Below are 25,485 nucleotides of genomic sequence, written 5' to 3' on the forward strand. Positions count from 1 at the left end.
CATACCTTATTATTATTTATTAGGAAGCGGTGCAGATTTGCGATAGCCCATACCAGTTACATGGCAAATCAAGCGCCCCACTTGGTTAGTTACGCGGACTTCGACAGAAGGAATCTTGTGGTGATCGGCCACGAATACAGCTTCGGCCGAAAGGATATCGCCCTCTTTGGCACTAGCCACAAACATGATATTGTTTGCAATACCGAAAGTAAGCTCTCCGTGCTGATTCATTAATGCTGCTATGGCCAAATCGGCTAAGGTAAAGAGCGCACCTCCCTGGCACACATTACCCCCGTTGAGATGCTGTGAGCCGACGGTCATTTCGGCCACAGCGTGATGTTCGTCAACTTCTATTATCTTGCAGCCTGCATTTTTAGCAAAGCGATCGGTTTCGTTCAATAAATCCTTGATATTCATTTTAGATTAATATGTATTACGGCTACAAAAATACAAAAAAATAATTCAAAACTTTGCTGATTCAGAAAAAAATAATTATTTTTGCGGTGTATTTATAATATCAACTATTATTTGTACTAACCGAATATGAAGAGAATTCTAACATGTCTGCTATTAGCAGGCTCTGTAGCCACACAGGCACAGGTACAACGTTTTTCAGGTAAGACGGCACTCGAGGAGATTACTGCCGACAAGTTTCTTGCAGCTGGCAATATGACCGACTACGACCATCTGCCCCGTACTGCCCTTACGCCGGCACCTAAGGGCTACGAACCTTACTATTTTTCGCACTACGGACGCCACGGAGCTCGATTCATGCTGGATGAGAACGACTACGCCATGCCAGTTAAAACCCTGCAACAAGCTAAGTTTGCAGGCAAGCTGACACCGCTGGGCAACAAGGTGCTGGCAAAGCTCGACTCGATGCAGAATACCACCAAGGACCGACTGGGCGACCTGACCGCCACAGGACAGCGACAGCACCACGGTATAGCCAAGCGAATGGCGCAGAACTTCCCAGAGATATTCAAGAAGCCCAACCTGCCCATTCACTCGGTATCAACCACATCTATCCGTGCTATCATATCGATGATGGCAGAGTGCGAAGAGCTGCAGGCTGCCAACCCATCGGCCAAGATATACAACGATGCCAGCAAGGCCGACATGGTGTATATGAACTACTCGCCCCCACGCGGCGAAGGAGGCGGCATGTTCCGCCCTGACCTGATGAAGGCCATACAGAAACAGCAGCAGATGAGCGACAGCTTGAAGCACCCTGAACGACTGATGCAGCAGCTGTTTAACGACCAGCATTGGGTATACCTGAATGTTGCCACCGGACAGCTGATGAGCAAGATAGCCGATATAGCTCTGAACATGCAGAGCCACGACGGTGATGCCACGCTGCTGCAGCTGTTTACCCCCGAGGAGCTGCGCGACCTGTGGCGTAGCAACAACCTGTACTGGTATCTGCTGTACAGCAACGCGCCTCAAACTGGCGGTCGCATGCAATGGAACCAGAAGAATCTGTTGAAGAACATCATCGAGACTGCCGACACCGTGACTCAGGTACAGGCATCGCTGCGATTCGGACACGACACCGTGGTGCTGCCTTTGGCGTGTATGCTGGATCTGGATGGAGCCGCTGTGCAGGTGGAGAATCTGGACGAGCTGGAGAATTCGTTCCGCACCTATTATCTGATTCCAACCGGCAGTAACGTGCAGTTTATCTTCTATCGCCCCAAAAGCTCTGCCAAAGGACGCTTGCTACCGGAGGGACGCAAGAAGGGAATGCAGGGCGATGTGCTGTTGAAGGTACTGTTTAACGAACGCGAGGCCCACTTGCCTCTGGCTACCGACAACTGGCCCTACTACAAGTGGAACGACTTTAAAGAATATTATCTGAAAAAGATAGCCGAGAACACTATGAAGTAATAATAAAAATAAATAAGTAACAATTTAAATTAACCTAATAATAATGATGATACTTGGATTTAATGTCTATGCCTGGATTACAATTGCTACAGTACTAACCATGTTCAGCGTGCTGCTGTTTACCAAGCTGCGCGCCGACTTGGTGTTTCTTGGCGCTATAGGCGTATTGTTTGTTACAGGTGTGCTCGATGCCAAAGAGGCATTCACGGGCTTTAGCAGCACATCGGTCATAGTTATTGGCGTGTTGTTTGTAGTTGTGGCTGGTCTGACACATACAGGCGTGCTGCAATGGATAGTAAAGCATTTGTTGGGGCAGCCTAAGACCTACGCCAGATCGGTAGTAAGACTGATGCTGCCTGTGGCTGCGCTCAGCTCGTTTCTTAGCAACACCACCGTGGTGGCTCTGTTTGTGAGCATCGTAAAAATGTGGTCTAAAAAGCTGGGCATTTCACCCTCAAAGCTGCTCATCCCGCTTAGCTATGCCTCGGGCATGGGTGGTGTGTGTACATTGATAGGTACACCACCAAACCTGATTATATCGGGCCTTTATGCCGATCATACCGGCAAAACGATGAACGTGCTTGCCACCACTATCCCCGGATTGTTCTGTCTGTTTATCGGCGTGCTGAGCATCATTGCTATGCGCAAGCTGCTGCCCAACCGTCAGGCACCCGAATCTGACTCGGAGGATACGGCAGATTATACCGTTGAGATGCTGGTGCCATCGAACAATCAGTTTATCGGCGAGACACTAGGTTATGCCGGGCTATGTAATGTAAAAGGAGGCCGACTGATAAAGATGCACCACTTTGACAACGTGAAGGTGTCCATCAGCGAGAACGAGTTTATTATGGGTGGAGACCACCTGATATTTGCCGGTAACATCAAGGATATACTGGAACTACAGAACACCCACGGACTGGTTAAGGGCGAGGAGGTGATAAACGTAGGCACAAAAACGCTGATTTCTACCGCTATCATGATAACTATGGTAGTGCTGTCGGCACTCAATATCATTCCGCTGTTGCAATGTGCTTTCCTGGCTGCTTTGGCCATGCTGCTGTTCCGTTGCTGTACACCCGATCAGGCCATGAAGGCTATCAACTGGGATATATTGATGGTGTTTGCAGGCTCGGTAGTACTGGGCTTGGCCATACAGAAAACGGGTATTGCTGAGCGACTGGCCTTTGGTATTCTGGATGTGTGCGGCACTAACCCTATTGTAGTGATGACCGCCATCTGCTTTGTAGGAACGTTTATCACCGAGTTTATATCTAATACCGCTGCCGGTGCCATGTTCTTCCCCATTATGTACGAAGCTGCCGAGAAACTGGGCTACGAGCCCTACCCCTTCCTCATAGCCCTAATGATAAGCGTGAGCAGCAGTTTTGCCACACCTATCGGATCGCCAACCCACATGCTAGTGTATGGCCCGGGTGGATATCGGTTCAGCGACTTTATGCGTATAGGACTGCTGATGAACCTCATAATTCTGGCGGCCAACATATTTATAGTAAATATTGTATATCCGCTTACACCATTACAATAAAAAATAAGTAGCCGATTGGCTACTTATTTTTTTGAGTCTCATCGAAGTGTCTCGGACCACGACGCTTTTCGCGCATCTTCTTCTGATCGGCCTGATAACTCTTGTACTGATCGGCGGTCATGATCTTCTTGATTTCATCATCGTAAGCCTTCATCGTGGCCTCCATCTCCTTGCGGTGCTCCTTCATCTTGCTGTCGTCCTTTGGTGGCTCTGGGCGTTGGCCCTTTTCGTCCTTTGGAGGCATTGGTGGGCGACCTGCGCCTGGACGGCCGTGATGGTGAGGACCGCGTGGACCCATCTTGTCGGCATACTTGGTGTTAAGCTCCAGCAGCTGCTTGGCCTGCTTGTCGCTTAGTTTGTAGCGACTCACGGTCTCGTCGGTGCGATGCTTAATCATCTCGGTCTTGTCAAACTTACGTGGTGGGCGCTGTTCGTTCTTAGCATCCTGAGCCATCGCTGCGGTACTAACCAGCATAGCGGCCATCATTGTTACAATCATCTTTTTCATTGTTCTACTTTTTGTTTAATTGTTTATAATTCAAGTTATTAATCTCGTTTGTTGCAACTATCTTTTTGACGCTTCAGTTGGCCTCAAGTTTAATGCCAATCCTGCTTGTTTCAGCCAAACCACCTTTCATTTCAGCTAACGGGCTGTTTCAATCAGTTAACCCAAGCCAGGAAAGAAAAATAACCATTCATTCGAAAATAATGGGCCAAAAATTTGCATGTACAAAATAAAATGAGTACTTTTGCACCCGCTAAAGGAGACCTGCCGATATGGCTCAGTTGGTAGAGCAACGCATTCGTAATGCGTGGGTCGCCGGTTCGAGTCCGGCTATCGGCTCTCCAAAGCAAAATAATCAGTGATCATTTTTTTCATCGGCGGAATTAGCATATCGGTAGTGCATGGGCTTCCCAAGCCTAGGAGGCGGGTTCGATTCCCGTATTCCGCTCATAAAGTAGTAGGGAACTGTGAGGCTCCCTACTCTTTTTATTGTCATCTCTGTGTTTTATCTCAATCTAAGCGCCTCACCCACCTTTATTTGGTGGTCAGGCTCCAGGTGGTTCATCTTGTAGAGCTTCTTTAAACGTATACCATACTTCTGGGCAATGGTGTACATCGACTCGCCAGCACGCACGTAGTGCAGTCGGCCCTTGTAGTCCTTAGGCGCCTTGCTCTGCTTCTTCTTAAGCCAGATAATCTCGCCCTCCTCTAACTGGTCCTTGCGGTTACGCTCATTATACTTAGCTATCTTACGGTAGCTGATGCCTATTTCCTGTCCGATAGACTTGAAGGTATCGCCACGGCGAGCTATCAGGTAATAGTTCTTATTAAATATCTTGATGGTGTGGAGCGAGGCACCACCAACTTCATGATCCTTGGTTCGCTGGGCCATAAAATGGTCGTAACCTTTAGCGCTATCGTACTGATAGAGCTTATACAACTGAATAATTTCAATCAGCTTTTCGGCATAAATCGGGTTTGTGGCATAACCAGCAGCCTTTAATCCCTTAGCCCAACCCTTATAATCGGTAGTTTGTAGCTGGAACAGCGAACGGTAGCGCTGATTGCCAGCCAAGAACTTAGAGTGGTCTTCGTAAGATTCGTAGGCCGAATCGTACACACGGAAGCAGTCGTTGCGCTGATCATCGTCGTGGTATGTGCGACGGCCAGTCCAACCATTATTACATTTAATGCCGAAGTGATTATTGCTAGTACGGGTGAGCTCGCTGCGACCGGCTCCGCTTTCAAGCAAACCTTGAGCCAAGGTGATAGATGCCGGGATGCGATAGCGCTTCATCTGCTCGATGGCAATATCCTTATATTGGTCTACATATAGTTGATATGCCTGATTCCACTTTATCTGAGAAAAGGCAGATGAAGACATGGAAATGGCTATGAATAGAATGAATTTTCTCATATTTTTGCGAATAATTTGTGCAAAAGTAATGATTTCTCTCGAATTATTTGTAATTTTGCCCAAAAATATAGCAATTTATGAGGGAACTGGAGCTAAAGTCGATTATTAAGGTATGCGACATGGAGGAACTGAGTGCTGAAGAAAGACACTTGGTAGAATTGGCTATCGAGGCCACAAGCCGTAGTTATGCGCCCTATTCGAAATTCCATGTAGGAGCAGCCGTTAGATTGGATAATGGAGTAGAAATAATAGGTTGTAATCAAGAGAATGCAGCCTATCCTTCAGGTCTGTGTGCTGAGCGTACAGCGCTATTTGCTGCTGGTGCGCAATATCCAGATGTACCCGTAAGAATGCTTGCTATAGCAGCAAGAGGTACTAACGGCGAAATGGAAGAAGAACCGGTGGGGCCATGCGGTTCGTGCCGACAGGTGATTATTGAATCAGAAACGAGGGCAAAAGCACCTATACGCATACTGCTATATGGAAAGAAGTACGTGTACGTAATTGATGGTATCGGGGAACTGATGCCGCTTACGTTCTCTAAATTCTAACGATAACATCCTAATCCTACTGCTGGCGAAGCATCGTCGAGGTGGAAATCATAATCAAGATAGTCTTCATCTATCTTGATGAAATGGCCTTTTCCTTGGATAGAATCCTGAGGTGTTTCCCAAATAATATCGTTGAAATGGGCAGAATCGTCGGTAACTGCAGGTGTGCGCAGCAAGCAATGCTCAAATCGGTAATTAAAGTCTTTATCGGCCGAACCGTTACCCATCAACACATCGTCGTCATATCCGGTTAGTATGGAGCTCTGGCAAAACAGACTGTACAACGGGGCACTCTGATTGCCGAAGCTAAGTGCTGCCCCACTTCCGCCTGCAAAAGGATAGAATTGAGCGAGGGTGCAATTGTTAATTTCAACGAATCCACCGTCAATGGAAAGGCAATGCCCCATAGCGTTGGTGAGCTGGCAGCTAAGCAATACGGCTGATGCGTGGTTTAATGTAACACCATTGCCCTGAGTATTATGAACAACTGATTGAATCAAGAAGAGTCGAGGATTGAGAGAATCGACTGCTGACGAATCGCAAACCAATCCTTCACAAGAATTACGTATCTCGGTGTTATTCAACACATTATCTCTTGAAGTAGAAAAGAATCTAACGCCTCGCCACTGGCCCGGCACACGATCGTAAGGCAGGTATGAGAACATATAGTCCAATCGGTCGCCACGCATGGTGCAGTTGTCGGTTATCAGACTTCCATGAACATTCAAACCCGCTCCATCATGGAAATATAGAGTGGTGTTTACAATTGCTAATGATACACCTTCTTTAACGGTGAAATCGCCATAAATAATCAAAGGCTTATCTGATTCGATAACAGAATCTCTATCGATGACGGGCGAATACAACTTAACGGCATCCCAAGCCCAAGCCTGAAGACAGATACTCTGCTCAACCCCACTCTCAAGCGTGAACACTAGTAGATCGGTGATAGATTCGGGTTCTGGGCGATAGGTCTCGTAAGGCGTAATCTCTACAAACACCAAGATGCTATCGTTCTTGCGTATTTCAATGTCGTTGGTCTGCGAGCCGTTGGCATTATCGAGATAGATACCATCCACATTGACACGGAAACCGGTCTGGTTGCCTCGTTTCAGCCGTACACTTTGCAATCTGACGCCATCGTTGTTGCGGTTATGCACCCAGAAAGTATATGTAGACGATGCTGTACGACTGAATACGGTATCGAGCATAATAGTGTCGTATGGCAGTTCGAGTCGTAAACCTGTAGATGTTGAGAACGACTCATCATCTACACAAGCCACTAGAGAGGCTATTGCCATCAGGAAAAATAAAATCCGTTTCATCTTAATGATAAAACGGATTATAAGCAGTTTTATTGTATAGATTACTTGCCAAAATAACGTTTGAGCAATCCTGCAAAGCCTGCGCCATGACGAGCCTCGTCCTTAGCCATCTCATGAACGGTGTCGTGGATAGCATCGAAACCTGCAGCCTTAGCGTTCTTAGCAATACGGAACTTATCCTCACATGCACCTGCCTCGGCAGCAGCACGCTTCTCAAGATTTGTCTTGGTATCCCATACACACTCGCCCAGTAACTCTGCAAAGCGTGAAGCATGATCGGCCTCCTCGAAAGCATAGCGCTTGAATGCCTCGGCAATCTCAGGATAACCCTCACGGTCAGCCTGACGAGCCATAGCCAGATACATACCAACCTCACCGCACTCGCCATTGAAGTGAGCACGCAGGTCATTAATCATCTCCTCTGATACACCCTCAGGCTTACCATCGCCAATACGATGAACAGTAGCATAAGTCACATCGCCATCATCCTTAAGCTCAGAAAACTTAGAAGCAGGAGCCTTACAGATTGGGCACTTCTCAGGAGCTGAATCACCTTCGTGAATGTAACCACATACGGCACAAATAAATTTCTTTGTCATAATTCAAATTTGTTTAGTTATTAATAATGAGATCAATTTACGTTAGTAAAAACACTTCCGTTTGCAAATATAGAAATAAAAAATAAATCCCACAAGTTTTTTGCAGGATTTATTTTCTATTTAAGCAAATTTACGTAATTCTTAGCCTTGAATTGTTTTGATGATTTCATCAATGGTAACCAGACTCTGCTCGCCGCTCTCCATGTTCTTGAGCGTCAGTTTGCCTGCAGCCATCTCGTTTTCACCAGCCAGTGCTACATATGGAATCTGCTTGGCATTGGCATACGACATCTGCTTCTTCATCTTGGTAGAATCAGGGAAAATCTCAGTACGAATACCAGCCTCACGAGCCTTTGATACAGATGGCAGACAATAAGCAGTCTCCTTTTCGCCAAAGTTGATGAACAGCAGCTGAGTGCCGTTGGTGGCATCCTTGGGATAGCAATCGAGAGCATTGAGTACATCGAAGATACGATCGACACCAAATGAGATACCTACGCCCGATATGCCCGGCATACCAAAGATACCAGTAAGATTATCATATCGACCACCACCTGTGATAGAACCAATCTGAACATCGAGTGCCTTCACCTCGAAGATGGCACCGGTATAATAATTCAGACCACGAGCCAGAGTTAGATCGAGCTGAATCTCGTTCTTCAGGCCAAGAGCCTTGAGAGTATCAAGAATGAAACGAGTCTCCTCAACTCCCTTCAGTCCTGTTTCGCTTGACCCCAGAACATCAGCAATCGTGTTCAGCTTCTCATCGTTGGTGCCTTCGAGCGAGATGATAGGCTGTAGCTTCTCGATCTGCTCATCGGTGAGTCCGTCTTCACGAAGCTCCTGATTTACATTGTCGAGTCCGATTTTATCGAGTTTGTCGATAGCAACGGTGATATCTACTATCTTTTCGGCAGCGCCGATAACCTCGGCAATACCTGTCAAAATCTTTCGGTTGTTGATCTTAATCTGAACGCGAACGCCGAAACGAGTGAACACGGTATCAACAATCTGCATCAGCTCTACTTCATTCAGAAGTGAATCAGAGCCAACAATATCACCGTCAAACTGCCAGAACTCGCGATAACGGCCCTTCTGAGGACGGTCAGCACGCCATACTGGCTGCATCTGATAACGCTTGAAAGGCAATTGGAGTTCATCGCGATGCATCACCACATAACGGGCAAAGGGAACAGTCAGATCATAACGTAGTCCCTTTTCACACAGCTTAGCTGCCAAATGTAGCGAGTTGCGCTCAGCCAGTTCCTCAGGGGTTACTTTTGAGAGGTAATCGCCTGAATTAAGTACTTTAAAGAGCAGTTTATCTCCCTCTTCGCCATATTTTCCCATCAATGTGCCGAGGGTTTCCATAGCGGGAGTTTCAATCTGCTGGAATCCATAAAGCTGGTAAACCTGCTTAATGGTATCGAAAATATAATTGCGCTTCGCCATCTCTAATGGTGAGAAGTCGCGGGTTCCTTTGGGTATACTTGGTTTCTGTGCCATTTATTACTTTCTTACAATTGTCTGGTCGCGATCTGGACCGATAGAAATAATTCTAATAGGAGTTTCTAACTGCTTCTCCAAGAATGAGATATAATCGTTGAACTCCTTAGGGAACTGATCTTCGCTAGTAAACTTAGTCATATCAGTCTTCCAGCCTGGCAGCTCCTGATAAACAGGCTCAATGCCCTCCTCGATGTTGTATGGGAAGTAATCAATTTCCTGTCCGTTCTGCTTATAAGCCACACAAGCCTTGATGGTATCGAATCCATCAAGTACATCGCTCTTCATCATGATGAGCTGAGTAACGCCATTCACCATGATTGAATACTTCAGAGCAACAAGGTCGATCCAACCACAACGGCGCTCACGACCAGTTACTGCACCATATTCGTGGCCCAGATCACGGATCTTCTTACCGGTTTCATCGAAAAGCTCTGTAGGGAATGGACCTGCACCAACACGTGTGCAGTAAGCCTTCATGATACCGTAAACATCACCAATCTTGTTAGGACCGATGCCAAGGCCCGTGCATGCACCGGCGCAGATAGTATTTGATGATGTTACAAAAGGATATGAACCAAAGTCAACATCGAGCATAGTGCCCTGAGCGCCTTCGCAAAGTACACTCTTTCCGTTCTTCAGAAGGTTATTGATCTCGTGCTCAGAATCAACGATTGGGAACTGACGCAGGTATTCAACGCCCTCAAGCCACTTCTTCTCGACTTTGTGAAGCGTTGTAAGTTGATTATTGAGCGCAAAGCGTTGCTCCTTATCCAGATTTATAGAGTTGATGATGTTCAGGTGACGCGCCTTGGCCTTAGCATACTTCTCCTCGAAGTTTTCAAGGATATCGCCTACACGCAGACCTGTACGACTTACCTTATCGGTATAAGTAGGGCCAATACCCTTACCGGTGGTACCTACCTTGTCCTTACCCTTCTGAGCCTCGTAGGCAGCATCGAGTACGCGGTGGGTTGGCATGATGAGATGGGCTTTCTTTGAAATGTGCAGACGGCTACGCAGCTCATGACCACTAGCCTCGAGTGCTTTAGCTTCATCCATAAACAAGTCGGGAGCCAGTACTACGCCGTTACCGATAATGTTTACCTTATCGCCCTGGAAAATACCTGATGGAATAGAACGAAGCACATACTTCTGCCCCTCAAACTCAAGTGTATGACCAGCATTAGGACCTCCCTGGAAACGGGCTACTACATCATACTTAGGGGTTAACACGTCAACCACCTTACCTTTTCCTTCATCGCCCCACTGCAATCCGAGCAGGACATCAACTTTTCCTTTGTTCATTTTTTAGATGTATTCTTGTTATTACTTTTTGTTCCTGTTGTCTTCCTACGCTTTGACATCTTTAACTGGCATGTGCTGCAGATACCGTAAATATAAAGCGTAAAGCCGTCTTTTCTGAATCGCTTGAGATGTAAGTTCTCAACGGCTGAGATAATTTCGGGAGATTTTATCTCGGTTACCTTTCCGCATACTGAACAGATCTGATGGCAATGACTCTGGTTGTCGTAACATGCCTCATACTTAGTTGAGCCTTGGAATCGATGCCTGATAACCAATCTGAGCGATAAAAACAGATTGAGCGTATTATACAGGGTTGCTCTGCTTACAGGGAAATCCATATCCTTGGCTAGGCGGGCTTTCAAATCATCAATGGTGAAGTGGCCGTTCATGCTGTAAATGGCTCTAAGAATGCTATAACGCTCTGGCGTCTTGCGATGATTATTCATCTCAAGATAGTTATCCAGAAGCCTTTCTACAGCAGAAATAACACTTTCTTTCATCTGATTATTTCACGAAAACCGCACAAAGGTACACATTTTCCGTCAGATAAAAGAAACATTCTCTATAAAAAATCCAAATTAGCTCGTTTTAATGCACTTTTTGCAAGTCTTTCGTATACTAATCCAAGATCAGCAAAACGCATCATGGCATTCATGGCGGCTTTTTTTACCATCAGACTATCGCCCTGTAGGGCGGCCAACGCCTGATCGATGAACTCGTTGATACCGCGTTCGTTAGGCTCCTGATGATTCATAAACAATCGCGAAAGGACATGAAAACCACATAGCTGATACAACTCCTTATCAGATGCCATCCAGGTGTAGGCTTTATCTGGAGCATAAGGCAGATATTGATAAAGATTGAACGTTGCCTGCTCGGCTATCTCTTGGCAGTCAGTCTGTTCCATCCAAATATCTACTACTTCGGGCAGCATCTTGTCGGGCGGCATCAACATTGTAGCCAGAATCTTACATTCTCTGACGTTTTCTTTCCAAAGCGCAATAGCCAAATCGTAATTCTGTCCGATTTCATCAGCTTTTGCCTTCAGTCTGGGTAATGTAGCTCCCCAGTTAAGTTTATATTGCAGTCCTTTCTGACGCATAGAAGTAGCAACCATCCCGTCCATCATCTGACGGAATGATTGCTTGATCTCCTTTATCTGTTCCTTAATCTCCATTCAATGTTCAATCTTCAATGTTCAATCAAATAAGAGTTCCATACTCAGCACTATAACGAAGCATCTGATGAGCATAACTTTCGCCATAGTTAACCTGAATATCACGGATTTCGTTGTTTTCATCGTAAACTGGCAACAGTTGAGGATTAATAAAGCCTTTATACGGTGCCAGATTCAAACGTTTATATCGATCCAAGATCTCTGCATGCAAATCGGCATCTACCTTAACAGCATAACGCTCAACCAAAACGCGTGCCGCCTCGTAATCTCCCTCGCTCTTAATGCGCTGAATTTCTGCCAGCAGTTGGGCTATAAGTGCTCTTAGACCTGGATAATCGGTAATTTCAACGTAGGTCTTACCATCACGCTTTGTCATCTTGATAACATCGCCATTCTCATAGCACCAATGTGCTATGAGTGCACGGTTGCGCATATGAGCCTCTTCAAGCTGATTGCCAGGAGTAATGCGGATGAGTTGGGTCATCAGTCCATTCATCATATAGGTGTAATATTGCGACTGATATGCCTTTTCATCGGGAACAAGTCCCAGTTCAACCAACTTAGAGTCAGCAATGTAATAAAGACCGAAAAGGTCTGCCCTAGCTTCCTCGATAGTGCTGCTATAAGCCTTTAACGAATCAGGATCTACACCAGGCAACAACTGACCACTGCCATGTCCTAAGCACTCATGGAGGTCGGTATGCAAATCATCGCACACATCGCCATATTTCTCGATCAGATCGAGCGTTTCCTGATTGATAACAAACTCTTCCTTGAATCCACTACCACGAGAGGCTTTGTTATAAGCATCGGTAATATTGCTGATGGTAATGCTCTTGCTGCCGTACTGAGCCCTGATCCAGTCGGCATTAGGCAGATTGATACCTATAGCCGTAGCAGGATACTCATCGCCGCCAAGCATAGCAGCACAGATAACATTGGCCGAAACACCCTTGACAACAGGCTTGCGGAATCGTGGATCGACTGGTGAGTGATCTTCGAACCACTGTGCATTCTTACTGATGGTCTGAGTGCGATGCGTGGCATCTTCGTCGATGTATTCTACAAGACCTTCCCAAGAACCTTTTAAGCCAAGGGGGTCGCCATATACTTCGATGAATCCATTAATAAAATCAATAGTAGAATCGTGCTCTTTCAACCATTCAATACAATATTTATTGAAAGTATACAAATCTCCTGTATTATAATAAGTTATAAGTTCAGAAATCACTTTCTTCTGCTGTTCATTCTCAGCTACATCCCTTGCTTTTTCCAACCAATATATAATATGGTATATAGCATTTGAATATTTGCCACCAGCTTTCCAAACCATCTCCTTAACTTCGCCATTCTCCTTTACTAAAGTAGAATTAAGCCCATATGATGGCGGCGTATCTGGGTTCTTTTCAGATTGTTTCATGCCATCGTAGAAAGCTTCAGCTTCGACTTGAGTAACGCCATCGTAGAAGTTGCATGCCGATGTAAGTAGCAAGTCCTCACCATCAGCCTGATTAACACGCTTGGGCATTACTTCTTCATCGAATATTACAGGGAATAGTTCATCACACATCTCATTGATGGTTTCGCCAGATTTCAACGGCAACTTACATGGGTCTACCCTATGGAGTGCATCACGTAGATAATCGGCCGTAAAGTCTGGTTTGAATTTCTCACAACCATAGTGATGATGTATACCACTTGAGAACCACACGCGCTTAAGATATATCTCAAGAGCCCTGAATTCATCGGTGTCATGCGATATGTTCATATCAACATATACAACCTCCAACATCTTGCGGATGCGGAGGTTGTATTTTCCAAACTGATCGAATGTTATGTCTCGTCCAAACAGGGTTGCTTTCGACAGATAATAAACTAATTTTTTCTGTTGTAATGAAAGCTTTTCAAATCCGTTTAAACGATACCTGAGCATTTGCAAGTCAGCAAAACACTCGTTTTGATAGTTAAATTCCACGGATTACTTCTTCTCAGTTTTTTTTCTCTGTCTTTGGTTTACGTCCACGCTTTGCAGCAGTAGCCTTCATTGCAGGATGCTGCTTAAGGTGCTGCATGCGATAATCTCGAGGGGTCATGCCCATAACTCTATAGAAAGAAGCATAGAACGACTGACGGTTAGCAAAACCCACCATATCGCTTACCTCTTCCATGCGTAAATCCTGAAAACGCTTATCAACAAGGATAGTCATAGCCTCATCAATTCTGTACTTGTTTACAAATGATGTATAGTTCATATGAAAACGCACATTGACTACTGCCGAGATGTAACGTGTATTAGTACCTAATTCTTCTGCCAGTTTTTTAGCTGAGAAATCCTTATCACGATACTTCTTCTGCATAACGATGATGTTCATGATTTTTTCCTGCATCTCATCCATCATCTTGGGGCTTACCAAACTTCTGTAAGCAGCTTCTTTTTCCTTCTTTTCAATAATGTTGTACTTTGCCATTTGCGTTTGTGAATATTTTATTGATGTGCAAATTTAGAAAGTTTTTTTGAATTAACAAGGGTTTTAGAAGAAAAATTGTAAAAAATGTAGTACCTTTGCACAAAATTTAGATATTTATGGATATTTTTAGCGTTTTACGACAATATTTCGGATATAATTCTTTCCGCGAGAACCAAGAAGAAATTATCAGGCATGTCATCGGGGGAAACGATGCTCTGGTACTGATGCCAACTGGTGGAGGAAAGAGTATTTGCTATCAGATTCCAGCACTCACAATGTCAGGAATTGCGATAGTAATTTCTCCATTAATCAGCTTAATGAAAGACCAGGTTGAGACGCTCCGTTCGAATGGTATTGAAGCAGAAGCGTTGAATAGTGGAAACGACCCATCAATCGACACCATTATACGCAGGAAATGCGTAGCCGGACAGATAAAACTACTTTACATATCTCCCGAAAAACTATTGGCAGAATTGGATTATTTGCTTCCTAATCTCAATATATCGCTTTTTGCAATCGACGAAGCTCATTGTATCAGCCAATGGGGGCACGATTTCAGACCAGAATACACCCAACTTGGCATACTTCGCGAAAGATTTCCCAATGTTCCTATCATGGCATTGACAGCCACAGCCGACAAAATAACCAGACATGACATCATAGAGCAACTTAAATTAAAGAACGCGCGCGAATTTGTGTCTAGTTTTGATCGTCCCAACCTCAGTCTGTCGGTAAAGAGAGGCTATAAGAATGCAGAGAAGATGCATTTTATCCAAAACTTTATCAAGGCACGTCCAAACGATGCGGGAATTATATATTGCCTGAGCCGCAAAACTACCGAGAAAGTAGCTGCCGACCTGCGTAAAATAGGCATTAATGCAGCTGCTTATCATGCAGGATTATCAAATCTGGAGCGAAGCCAGACTCAAGAGCAGTTTAAGAACGATCAGCTACTGGTAGTATGCGCTACCATCGCGTTCGGAATGGGAATCGACAAGAGCAATGTTCGTTGGGTGATACACTTTAATATGCCTAAAAGCATTGAGAGTTTCTATCAGGAAATTGGCCGTGCAGGCCGTGATGGTGCACCAGCTGATACTGTGTTGTTCTATTCGCTAGCCGATATAATACAGCTTACCGAATTTGCGCGCCAAAGCGGGCAGCAGGAGGTGAATATGGGAAAATTGAAGCGTATGCAGGAATACGCAGAGTCGAGTGTCTGTCGCCGCAGAATATTGCTTAACTACTTCAGCGAGCAGACAGATCATGACTGCGGAAACTGCGATATATGCGACAATCCGCCCAGACGATTCGACGGTACAAAATATGTCCAGATGGCTCTAAGTGCAGCCAAACGCACCAACGAGGAGATCAGAGTTTCTACTATCGTTGAGATTCTTAAAGGCATGCGCTCGCCAAGTGTTGTTCGAAACGGTTACGACCAGCTGAAGACCTTCGGTGTAGGTCGCGATTTGAGTTTGAACGATTGGCAAGACTATCTATTGCAGATGCTTCAGATGGGATTCATAGAGATAGCATATAACGACGGAAACAAAGTAAAAGTAACAGATATTGGCAACGATGTGCTTTTCGGTAGAAAAACGGCAGAGCTATGTGTGATTGATCATAGTGCTAAAGAAGAGCCGAAAAAGAAGCCGAAACTAAGACTGGAGATTCCAACGATAACGATTCCCGGACTGCCACCGACTACTGGTGTCGAAGATCCGAAATTGTTCGAAGCTCTACGTCAACTACGAAAAGTTTGTGCCGAAGAAGAAGGCTTTCCACCTTACATTGTTTTCAGCGACAAGGTGCTACACTCTCTGGCTACCATCAAGCCAACCTCGCTCGATCAATTTGGCAATGTAGCAGGAATAGGTGAGCACAAAAAAGGCAAGTACGGCACGCGATTTGTAGAACTAATCAAAAAGTACGTATAAGTGCATTTTTACACCTTAATATATTGGTAAAAGGCAAAAATAAACTAAAAAATCGGGCTAAAAGTGTCACTTTTTGCTAAAAACGAGCACAGATTGGCATTTTTGTGCAAAATAATTAGTACCTTTGCATTGTAAATTCATCTAAGATGGCTAAAAAGAAGATATTATTTATCAATCAGGAGATCACTCCTTACGTCCCCGACAACGCATTGTCGCTCATGGGAAAAGACCTTCCTAAGGTTATGCAGGAACGTAGTCACGAAATCCGTACCTTCATGCCTAAGTGGGGTAACATCAATGAGCGTCGAGGTCAGTTGCACGAAGTCATTCGTCTATCGGGAATGAACCTTATCATTAACGATACCGATCACCCCTTGATCATCAAGGTAGCATCTATCCAGTCAGCTCGCGTACAGGTATATTTCATTGATAATGATGATTACTTTGGCAAGCGCCTGATAGAACGTGATGAAAACGGTGTTGAGTACGACGATAATGGTGAACGAGCAATATTCTTTGCACGTGGTGTGCTTGAGACGGTTAAGAAACTGCGTTGGGTACCCGATATCATTCACTGTCAGGGTTGGATGAGCGGTGTTGTACCATTCTATGTCAAGACAGCCTACCGCGATGAACCATCGTTTGCAGAAACCAAGGTTGTTACTTCGTTGTATGACAAAAACATCGAAAAGGATTTCGGCGATGACTTCAAGCAGTTCCTTGAGTTCCGCGATGCCAAGGCATCATTGTTAGGCGATTATAAGGATAAGTTTGATTTTGACGAGCTCAATAAGCTGGCAATCGCATATAGTGATGGCGTTATTCAGGCTGCTCCAAATGTAGATAAGCAGTTGCTTGATTTTGCTACAGCCAAGAATGTGCCGTTGCTCGGATATAACGAGGACTTTGCTGATGCTTACGAAGCATTCTACGAGTCGCTTTATGCTGGCGAATAAAATTTGAAATAAGATAAATATACGATTCATACATGAAACTAAGATTGTTTACAGCGATTGCAGCAACGGCAATGGCGGTGATTTCTTGTACTGAAGATACTGGCATTATCGGATCATCGATTACCAACGAAACTGATAAGCTGGTATATTCAACAGGTGTATACAACGCTACTTCCAGATCAATATTGGCCGACTCGGTGTATACCAGAAATACTGACTACTACTTTGGAATGGTAAAAGACCCAGAGACTAAGACTTATGTTAAGAGCGACATGATGGCTCAGTTTAACATGATTGAGGGATTCTTCCTGCCAAGCAAGGATAAGATTCTTAGCAAGGTTGATGGTGAAGTTGTAGCTGATTCATGCTACATTTCGATGTATGTAAAATATCCTAAGTCCTTTGGAGATACGTTAGCAGCCATGAAAATGCGTGTATCCGAACTAGACTCTCCTATCGACGACAAGTACACCCACTATAGCAACTTCGATTTGAAATCGAACGGATATATTCGTAACGATGGACTAAAAGTTAACAAGATGTTCACGGTTCGAGATCTGAAGCTGACTGATGGTAATCTGTGGAGCCTGCAGAATAATATCAGTAAGCAGGGTACATCGAGCGATAGCGGATACTATGACAGAATACTGATCCCTCTGAATATACCTTATACCGCTAAAAACGGTAAAACGTATAACAACTACGGTACTTACATTATACGCTCTTATTATGAGCACCCTGAGTATTTTACAAATTCATACAGGTTTGTTCATAATGTATGTCCAGGATTCAATTTTGAGATAACCGATGGCTTAGGTGTAATGGCCAACATTATGGAGATAGACTTACAGATGTTCTATAAGTTCCAGAATGATACTACCGAGGCTATTACCTCAATCTATCTGTCGTCTACTCCCGAGGTACTGCAAACAGCGCATGTAACTAACAACAAGGCTGCACTAAAGCAGCTGGTTGATGACAACAGCTGCACTTATCTCAAGTCGCCTGCTGGTATTTTTACTGAAGTTACGCTGCCCGTAGATGAGATATCGCAGGCCCATTCAACTGACTCTTTGCTATCAGTTAGTATAAGTTTCCAGCGAGAGAATCATAATATACAAACAGGCGAAAAGCCTCTCACTACTCCATCAAATATCTTAATGGTGCAGAAAGACAGCTTGTATTCGTTCTTTGAGAACAAGACAATGTATGATTACAAGAGATCATTCCTTGCATCACTTGGTACTACAAATGTATATACCTTCAGCAATATAGGTAACATTATTACATTGATGGCTCAGCAAAAGGCCAATGGACTGAAGAACGATGCTAACTGGGTAGCTAATCACCCTGATTGGAATAAGGTAGTGCTGGTGCCTATAGCTGCAGCAACCTCTACCAGTACCGACTATTATGGCAACACCTCGTCTACCATCTCGGCCATATACAACAATATGGGACTTTCGAGCACTAAACTAGTTGGTGGAGCAGATAAGCCGATTGAGGTTCAGGTGATATATGCCAAGTTTAAAGAGTAACAACAAATTATGGCCGACGGATATCTAGAGAAACATCATGAGGATTACGAGGCACGCAAGGCGGCTTGGATCCGAAAAAAGAAGCACTTACCCAAGGCTAAACCCCGAAATATAGAGCGACCCGATGATGTTTGAGCACCCTCGTTAATCGAGGGGCGGCGTAAGCCTGGGTGATAATCTAAGAGAGGTAATATTCTACCTCTCTTTTCTATTTAATAATCTTAAACTTAGCAAACTTTAATAACAGCTGCTTGGTACCGGCATTCATGAATTCTACAGTGGCCTTGGTGTTCTCGCCTGTACCTTCTATGCGAACTACGGTACCTACACCAAAACGCATATGCTCAATCTTAGCACCTTCATGCAAATCGCTGGAACTTGGGGCCGTTGCCATCGGGCGCGGCGCTACGGCATTATACACACGCTTAAAGTTGGGGCCGAATGGATCAACGGGCTTTTCAGGCTTTCGAGGTGCTACCACCCTCGGCTTAGGATCGGCCTTGAATTGTGTGGCTACTGGTCTTGGATTCTGCATCCATTCGGGGCCTTCGCTCTGATATCTGCTACGACTGTTACCACCCCATGTATTTCCTGTGCCATATGTACCGCCATCGTAGCGATTATAAGGCTTTCTGCTAGCTGTGTCTGCCCCACCCGCTTCGCCATGAACCTCCAGCAGGTCAGGATCGATATCGCGGATAAAGCGCGATGGCGTATCATACTCCATACGTCCATAACGGAATCGATTCTGTGCACAAGTCAATATGCAATGTTTTTCTGCGCGCGTGATGGCCACATATAGCAATCTACGCTCTTCTTCAAGCTCTCGTAAGGAGTTGGTACACATGGGCGATGGGAAGATATTCTCTTCGAGACCAACTACAAAAACTGTTGGGAACTCCAATCCCTTAGCGGCATGAATTGTCATCAATACCACCTTATCGTTCGAGTCGCCATCGTCGCTATCCAAGTCAGTAAGCAATGCTACCTCCTGCAAGAAGTCAGGCATATATACTTCATCACCCATATCCTCCTCGCGTCGACTTTCTACAAAGTCCTGCATACCGCTAAGAAACTCTTCAAGGTTCTCCTGGCGCGATATGTCCTCAGGATTTCTTCCACTATATATATCCTTGCTGATACCAGAATTCATGATGATATCATGACCCAGCTGGTAGGCATCCTCTGTCTGGATACGGTCAATCCACCCCTCAATCAGCTGTCGGAAGTTCTGTATCTTAGTCATAGTGCCCTTGCTCACATCCATCGGGAATAGCACGGGCTCCTTGATAACCTGCCACAAACTTACACCATACTGCTGAGCCGTCTGGATGATTTTACCAACAGTAGTATCACCTATACCACGAGCCGGATAGTTGATGATACGTTTAAACGCCTCTTCATCGTTAGGGTTAGCAATCAAGCGGAAATAGGCTATCACATCTTTTATCTCCTTGCGCTGATAGAAGCTCAATCCGCCATAAATACGATACGGAATACCGTCTTTACGCATCTGCTCCTCAAAGCTTCGGCTCTGCGAGTTCGTACGATACAGAATGGCAAAGTCGCTCCAGCTGCAGCGGTCGTTAGCTTTCAGTCGCTTAATATCCTGCGTCACAATCATCGCCTCTTCCCTGTCGCTGTAGGCAGGCTTTAGCTGCAAGCGCTCGCCATGCTCGTTTTTCGAGAACACGTTCTTTGGTATCTGGCGTTCATTACGCCTGATGAGCGAGTTGGCCGCCTGCACTATCAGCTGTGTCGAACGGTAGTTCTGTTCCAGTTTAAACAGCTTAGCGTTGTCATACAAGCTCTGGAAGTTCAGTATGTTATCTATGTTCGCCCCACGGAAGCTGTATATGCTCTGCGCATCGTCGCCCACCACGCACACTTTCTGCCGTTCTTTAGTCAGCTGATAAACTATTTGCTGTTGGGCAAAGTTGGTATCCTGGTACTCATCAACAAGCACAAAATGGAATTTTTCGACGTATTTCTGGCGGATTTCTTCATGATTCTTGAACAAGACCCATGTCTGAACCAACAAATCGTCAAAGTCCATTGCGTTCGCCTGTCGGCATCTCTCCGCGTACCTATTATATATATTAGCCACTTGGGGACGCTTCTGGCTGGCATCATCGCTTGCCCACGCACTCTGCTGATAAGCCTGAGGCAGAAGTAAGTGGTTCTTAGCCAGCGAGATACGATCGGCTACCGATGAAGGCTTGTACACCTTATCATCCAGCCCCATCTCCTTTATTATCGTCTTTACTAACGATCGTGCATCCGTCTGGTCGTAGATGGTAAAGTTCGAGTTATAACCTAATTTGTCAGCCTCTGCCCGCAGTATGCGCGCAAACACACTGTGGAATGTACCCATCTGCAGGTATCGTGCCTGTTCCTCGCCAACAAGTCGACCTATGCGCTCTTTCATCTCTCGCGCAGCCTTGTTGGTAAAGGTTAGTGCCAGTATCTGCCATGGGGCCATGCCTTGCTGCAGTAGCCAAGCTATTTTATATGTTAGCACTCGCGTTTTACCCGATCCAGCTCCCGCTATCACCAGCGATGCACCATCGCAGTATTCCACCGCAACGCGCTGACTTTCATTCAATTGTGTTAATATATCACTATTCATGTACACCATTCTTGTATTGCAGATGCAAAGATACATATATTTTTTTGATTTTTTTGATGGATTCTAAAAAAAAGTTGTATCTTTGCACAAGTTTTATCAACTATTGTGCAACCAATAAAAACTTTTAAAATGATGAAGAAACTTACAATGATTTTTGCAGCACTGGCAATGACAGTTGCAATGCAGGCTCAGACAAAATTCCACGACGTTGAAGCCAACGAGGCTCAGGGCAAGGTAAAGTCTATCAGCATGAGCGTGATGGGTATGCCACGCAACACAGAGTTTACCGAGGATGGCAAGATGAAACAGGAAGGCATGACTGATGCCAAGTACGATGAGAATGGCTACATTCAGGAGGCTACGATGAGCATCATGGGGCAGACTGCAACCATTAAGTTTGCGTGGGAGAATGGCAAGCTGATTTCTCAGACTATCGATGCTGCTGGGCAGCAGATCAAGACTACCCTCGTTTACGATGAGAAAGGACTGGTTAAGGCTCAGAAGATGAACATGATGGGCCAGGACGTAGAGACCCCATTCACCGACTACAAGTTTGATGATAAGGGTAACTGGATAAGCCGCAAAACTAACATGATGGGGCAGGATATGGAAATGACTCGCACCATTACCTATTACGAGTAATTGCATAAACATCACCTTTTTATAAAGTGGGCTCATTTTTTAAGAAAGTGAGCCCACTTTTTAACACTTTACGGCGGGGCAGAATTTGGAGGATTGAATTATTATTCGTAACTTTGCAGCCGATTAACAGTAACTCAAAATAAACCCAATACAGATATGAAAAAAGAACTGAAAAAAGTGTTGGTACTCGGCTCGGGTGCCTTGAAAATCGGACAAGCTGGTGAGTTTGACTATTCTGGCTCACAGGCGCTGAAGGCACTGCGTGAGGAGGGTATCAAAAGTGTACTCGTAAACCCTAACATCGCTACCATCCAGACTAGCGAGGGTATCGCAGACAAGGTGTATTTCCAGCCTGTGAACACTCACTTTGTGACTGAGATCATCAAGAAGGAACGCCCAGACGGAATTCTGCTGGCATTTGGCGGACAGACTGCGCTGAACTGCGGTACTGAACTCTACCTGAACGGAACACTGAAGGAGTATGGCGTTGAGGTGCTCGGTACAAGCGTAGAGGCTATCATGAACACTGAAGACCGCGACCTGTTTGTTAAGAAGCTTGGTGAGGTTGACCTCAAGGTGCCTGTATCTCACGCTGTAGAGTCGATGGAGGATGCGCTGAAGGCTGCGCACGAGATAGGATTCCCCATCATGATCCGTTCTGCTTACGCTCTGGGAGGTCTCGGTTCTGGTATCTGTCCTGACGAGAAGAAGTTTATCGAACTGGCTGAGTCGGCCTTTACCTTTGCTCCACAGATTCTGGTTGAAGAGAGCCTGAAGGGATGGAAGGAGATAGAGTTTGAGTGCATCCGCGATGCTAACGACCGTTGTTTCACCGTGGCCTCGATGGAGAACTTCGACCCACTGGGTATCCATACTGGTGAGTCAATCGTTGTGGCTCCTACATGTTCGCTTCGCGAAGAGCAGGTTAAGATGCTGCAGGATATCACCATCAAGTGTGTAAAGCATCTGGGCATCGTGGGCGAGTGTAACATTCAGTTCGCATTCAATGCTGAGACTAACGACTATCGTATTATCGAAATCAATGCTCGCTTGAGCCGTAGTTCTGCTCTGGCCTCTAAGGCCACTGGCTACCCCCTTGCATTCGTAGCAGCTAAGATAGCTCTAGGCTACACCCTTGACCAGATTGGCGAGATGGGCACCACATCAAGTGCTTACGTAGCTCCACAGCTCGACTATATGATCTGTAAGATTCCACGTTGGGACCTCACAAAGTTTGCAGGCGTGAGCCGTCAGATTGGTTCTTCGATGAAGTCGGTTGGTGAGATCATGTCAATCGGACGCTCGTTCGAGGAGATGATTCAGAAGGGCCTGCGTATGATTGGTCAGGGCATGCACGGATTCGTGGGCAACGACCACACCAAGTTCGACAACCTCGACGAGGAGCTGGCCAACCCAACCGACCTGCGTATCTTTGCCATCGCTCAGGCTCTGGAAGAGGGTTACACCATCGAGCGTATCGAGGAGCTCACCAAGATCGACGTATGGTTCCTGGAGCGCCTGAAGCATATTGTTGACCTGAAGCACGAACTGCTGAAGTACAACAAGTTGGAGGAGCTTCCTGATGAGCTGTTGCTTGAAGTGAAGCGTTGCGGATTCAGCGACTTCCAGATAGCCCGCTTCGTACTGAAGCCACAGGGTGGCAATATGGAAAAGGAGAATCTGGCTGTTCGCAAATATCGCCAGCAGAAGGGTATCGTGCCTTCAGTAAAGCGTATCCCAACTGTAGCTTCTGAGCATCCTGAGCTTACAAACTATCTCTACTTCACTTATACCCATGTACCAGCATTTGGTAATGCTGAAGGAGAGAAATATGTACCCGCGCACGATATTAATTATTATAACAACGAGAAGTCGGTGGTTGTACTCGGCTCTGGTGCCTACCGCATTGGTTCGAGTGTAGAGTTCGACTGGTGTTCAGTTAACGCCATCAACACTGCTCGCAAACTGGGTTACAAGAGTATCATGATTAACTACAACCCAGAGACCGTATCTACCGACTACGATATGTGCGACCGTCTGTACTTCGATGAGCTCTCGCTGGAGCGCGTGCTCGATGTAATCGACCTGGAGCAGCCTCGTGGTGTCATCGTATCTGTAGGTGGTCAGATTCCAAACAATCTGGCTATGAAGCTACATCGCCAGAGTGTTCCCGTACTCGGCACATCGCCAGTAGATATCGACCGTGCAGAGAATCGTGATAAGTTCTCGGCCATGCTCGATAAGCTGGGTATCGACCAGCCTTCATGGCAAGCTTTGACATCGTTTGATGATGTGAAGGATTTCGTGGCCAAGGTGGGCTATCCTGTTCTGGTTCGTCCATCTTACGTACTCTCAGGTGCAGCCATGAACGTTTGCTACGATGAAGAAGAGCTGCACCGTTTCCTCAACATGGCAACCGAGGTTTCTAAGGAGTTCCCTGTTGTAGTGTCTAAGTTCATGACCGAGACTAAGGAGATTGAGTTCGATGCCGTGGCCGATAAGGGTGAGGTGATTGAATATGCCATCTCGGAGCACGTGGAGTATGCAGGTGTTCACTCAGGCGATGCCACTATGGTATTCCCAGCCCAGAACATCTACTTCTCTACCATCCGCCAGATCAAGAAAATAGCCCGCAAAATAGCAGCCGAGCTGAACATCAGCGGCCCATTCAATATCCAGTTCCTGGCTAAGAACCGCGAGGTGAAGGTAATTGAGTGTAACCTGCGTGCCAGCCGTTCGTTCCCATTCGTTTCTAAGATTCTGAAGCGCAATTTCATCGAGACTGCCACCAAGATTATGCTCGATGCTCCTTATCAGAAGCCTGATAAGAGCGAGTTCGATATCGATCGTATTGGTGTAAAAGCCAGCCAGTTCTCATTCGCTCGCTTGCAGAATGCCGACCCAGTGCTGGGTGTAGATATGAGCTCTACTGGTGAGGTTGGTTGCTTGGGCGACGACCTGAACGAGGCTCTGCTCAACTCGCTCATTGCTACAGGCTACTCTATTCCTAAGGATGCCGTACTCATCAGTTCTGGCGGTGCCAAGGGTAAGGTAAGTCTGCTTGAGCCTGCACAGCAGTTGGCTAAGAAGGGCTACACCATCTATGCTACCGCTGGTACAGCCAAGTTCTTCAATGATAATGGCGTGAAGGCTATCACCGTAGCATGGCCTGATGAAGAATGTTCAATGGTCAATGGTCAATGTTCAATCAATGTAATGGATTTGATTTCTCAGCACAAGGTTGGACTGGTCATCAACGTTCCAAAGAACCACACCAGCCGTGAGCTCACCAACGGATATAAGATTCGTCGTGGTGCCATCGACCACAACATCCCATTGATGACTAACGTTCGTCTGGCCAAAGCATTTATCGAGGCCTTTACAGCCATTGGTCTGGATGATGTGAAGATTAAGTCTTGGCAGGAGTACAATAATTAAAGGAATAGAAGGGAATGGAAAGGAAGTGAAAAAGAAGTGTAAGGGAC

The 25,485-nt window shown here is 45.6% G+C and carries 21 protein-coding genes and 2 tRNA genes; 11 read left to right on the forward strand and 12 right to left on the reverse strand.

Annotated elements, in window-relative coordinates:
* Positions 1-12 precede the first annotated feature (12 nt).
* Positions 13-399 (reverse strand): PaaI family thioesterase, encoded by a 387-nt coding sequence (locus BUB86_RS08505; RefSeq protein WP_254795128.1) that lies wholly within the window; start codon positions 397-399, stop codon positions 13-15.
* A 144-nt stretch (positions 400-543) separates the two neighbouring features.
* On the opposite strand from BUB86_RS08505, the gene BUB86_RS08510 reads away from it, so the two are divergent.
* Together BUB86_RS08510 and BUB86_RS08515 are read left to right on the forward strand one after the other, a co-directional pair.
* Positions 544-1,890, forward strand: coding sequence for a histidine-type phosphatase (locus BUB86_RS08510; RefSeq protein ID WP_073208361.1), 1,347 nt, complete (start codon positions 544-546; stop codon positions 1,888-1,890).
* Between the two features lie 43 nt (positions 1,891-1,933).
* On the forward strand, positions 1,934-3,439 hold the full coding sequence (locus BUB86_RS08515; RefSeq protein WP_073208363.1) for an SLC13 family permease: 1,506 nt from the start codon (positions 1,934-1,936) through the stop codon (positions 3,437-3,439).
* Between the two features lie 19 nt (positions 3,440-3,458).
* Here the strand turns inward: BUB86_RS08515 and BUB86_RS08520 are convergent, their stop codons facing one another.
* Positions 3,459-3,947, reverse strand: a complete 489-nt coding sequence (locus BUB86_RS08520; RefSeq protein WP_073208366.1) for a DUF4890 domain-containing protein — start codon at positions 3,945-3,947, stop codon at positions 3,459-3,461.
* Positions 3,948-4,210: 263 nt separating this feature from the next.
* Between BUB86_RS08520 and BUB86_RS08525 the strand changes: the two genes are divergently transcribed.
* Positions 4,211-4,283 (forward strand) — tRNA-Thr (locus BUB86_RS08525).
* A 38-nt stretch (positions 4,284-4,321) separates the two neighbouring features.
* A tRNA-Gly gene (locus tag BUB86_RS08530) sits at positions 4,322-4,392 on the forward strand.
* Positions 4,393-4,449: 57 nt separating this feature from the next.
* Here BUB86_RS08530 and BUB86_RS08535 read toward each other — a convergent pair.
* Positions 4,450-5,361: a glucosaminidase domain-containing protein gene (locus BUB86_RS08535; RefSeq protein WP_073208369.1), complete on the reverse strand. Its 912-nt coding sequence runs from the start codon at positions 5,359-5,361 to the stop codon at positions 4,450-4,452.
* Between the two features lie 77 nt (positions 5,362-5,438).
* On the opposite strand from BUB86_RS08535, the gene BUB86_RS08540 reads away from it, so the two are divergent.
* Positions 5,439-5,912, forward strand: a complete 474-nt coding sequence (locus tag BUB86_RS08540) for a cytidine deaminase (protein ID WP_073208371.1) — start codon at positions 5,439-5,441, stop codon at positions 5,910-5,912.
* On the opposite strand, the gene BUB86_RS08545 is transcribed toward BUB86_RS08540, so the two are convergent.
* From BUB86_RS08545 to BUB86_RS08580, 8 genes are all read right to left on the reverse strand, one after another.
* Positions 5,909-7,237 (reverse strand): right-handed parallel beta-helix repeat-containing protein, encoded by a 1,329-nt coding sequence (locus BUB86_RS08545; protein WP_139261528.1) that lies wholly within the window; start codon positions 7,235-7,237, stop codon positions 5,909-5,911. The genes BUB86_RS08540 and BUB86_RS08545 overlap by 4 nt on opposite strands.
* A 41-nt stretch (positions 7,238-7,278) precedes the next feature.
* Positions 7,279-7,836, reverse strand: a complete 558-nt coding sequence (locus BUB86_RS08550) for an NADH peroxidase (RefSeq protein ID WP_073208379.1) — start codon at positions 7,834-7,836, stop codon at positions 7,279-7,281.
* A gap of 141 nt (positions 7,837-7,977) precedes the next feature.
* Positions 7,978-9,342, reverse strand: a complete 1,365-nt coding sequence (gene hisS / locus BUB86_RS08555) for a histidine--tRNA ligase (RefSeq protein WP_073208382.1) — start codon at positions 9,340-9,342, stop codon at positions 7,978-7,980.
* A gap of 3 nt (positions 9,343-9,345) precedes the next feature.
* Positions 9,346-10,650: an adenylosuccinate synthase gene (locus tag BUB86_RS08560; RefSeq protein WP_073208385.1), complete on the reverse strand. Its 1,305-nt coding sequence runs from the start codon at positions 10,648-10,650 to the stop codon at positions 9,346-9,348.
* The gene (locus BUB86_RS08565; protein WP_073208388.1) at positions 10,647-11,150 is read right to left on the reverse strand and encodes a Fur family transcriptional regulator; all 504 of its coding nucleotides are present in this window, start codon (positions 11,148-11,150) and stop codon (positions 10,647-10,649) included. The genes BUB86_RS08560 and BUB86_RS08565 overlap by 4 nt, the downstream gene beginning before the upstream one ends.
* Before the next feature lie 62 nt (positions 11,151-11,212).
* Positions 11,213-11,827, reverse strand: a complete 615-nt coding sequence (locus BUB86_RS08570) for a DNA alkylation repair protein (protein WP_073208391.1) — start codon at positions 11,825-11,827, stop codon at positions 11,213-11,215.
* A gap of 25 nt (positions 11,828-11,852) precedes the next feature.
* On the reverse strand, positions 11,853-13,760 hold the full coding sequence (locus BUB86_RS08575; RefSeq protein ID WP_073208395.1) for a dipeptidyl-peptidase 3 family protein: 1,908 nt from the start codon (positions 13,758-13,760) through the stop codon (positions 11,853-11,855).
* A 55-nt stretch (positions 13,761-13,815) separates the two neighbouring features.
* Complete coding sequence (locus BUB86_RS08580; RefSeq protein WP_073208398.1) at positions 13,816-14,295, reverse strand: helix-turn-helix domain-containing protein; 480 nt, start codon at positions 14,293-14,295, stop codon at positions 13,816-13,818.
* Between the two features lie 116 nt (positions 14,296-14,411).
* On the opposite strand from BUB86_RS08580, the gene recQ reads away from it, so the two are divergent.
* The 4 genes from recQ (at position 14,412) to BUB86_RS08600 (ending at position 18,864) form a co-directional block, all read left to right on the forward strand.
* A complete protein-coding gene (gene recQ / locus BUB86_RS08585) occupies positions 14,412-16,235 on the forward strand; it encodes a DNA helicase RecQ (protein ID WP_073208401.1) in 1,824 nt (607 codons plus the stop codon).
* A 146-nt stretch (positions 16,236-16,381) separates the two neighbouring features.
* Positions 16,382-17,191 (forward strand): glycogen/starch synthase, encoded by an 810-nt coding sequence (locus tag BUB86_RS08590; protein ID WP_073208403.1) that lies wholly within the window; start codon positions 16,382-16,384, stop codon positions 17,189-17,191.
* A gap of 32 nt (positions 17,192-17,223) precedes the next feature.
* Positions 17,224-18,729, forward strand: a complete 1,506-nt coding sequence (locus BUB86_RS08595; RefSeq protein WP_073208406.1) for a DUF4270 domain-containing protein — start codon at positions 17,224-17,226, stop codon at positions 18,727-18,729.
* A gap of 9 nt (positions 18,730-18,738) precedes the next feature.
* On the forward strand, positions 18,739-18,864 hold the full coding sequence (locus tag BUB86_RS08600; protein ID WP_073208409.1) for a dehydrogenase: 126 nt from the start codon (positions 18,739-18,741) through the stop codon (positions 18,862-18,864).
* Between the two features lie 73 nt (positions 18,865-18,937).
* Here BUB86_RS08600 and BUB86_RS08605 read toward each other — a convergent pair whose 3' ends face one another.
* A complete protein-coding gene (locus BUB86_RS08605; RefSeq protein WP_073208474.1) occupies positions 18,938-21,358 on the reverse strand; it encodes an ATP-dependent helicase in 2,421 nt (806 codons plus the stop codon).
* A 132-nt stretch (positions 21,359-21,490) separates the two neighbouring features.
* Here BUB86_RS08605 and BUB86_RS08610 point away from each other — a divergent pair, with 132 nt between their 5' ends.
* Positions 21,491-22,000, forward strand: coding sequence for a hypothetical protein (locus BUB86_RS08610; RefSeq protein WP_139261529.1), 510 nt, complete (start codon positions 21,491-21,493; stop codon positions 21,998-22,000).
* A gap of 156 nt (positions 22,001-22,156) precedes the next feature.
* The gene (gene carB, locus BUB86_RS08615; RefSeq protein ID WP_073208414.1) at positions 22,157-25,438 is read left to right on the forward strand and encodes a carbamoyl-phosphate synthase (glutamine-hydrolyzing) large subunit; all 3,282 of its coding nucleotides are present in this window, start codon (positions 22,157-22,159) and stop codon (positions 25,436-25,438) included.
* Positions 25,439-25,485 lie beyond the last annotated feature (47 nt).

The organism is Xylanibacter ruminicola (assembly GCF_900142525.1).
Classification (GTDB): Bacteria; Bacteroidota; Bacteroidia; order Bacteroidales; family Bacteroidaceae; genus Prevotella; species Prevotella ruminicola_A.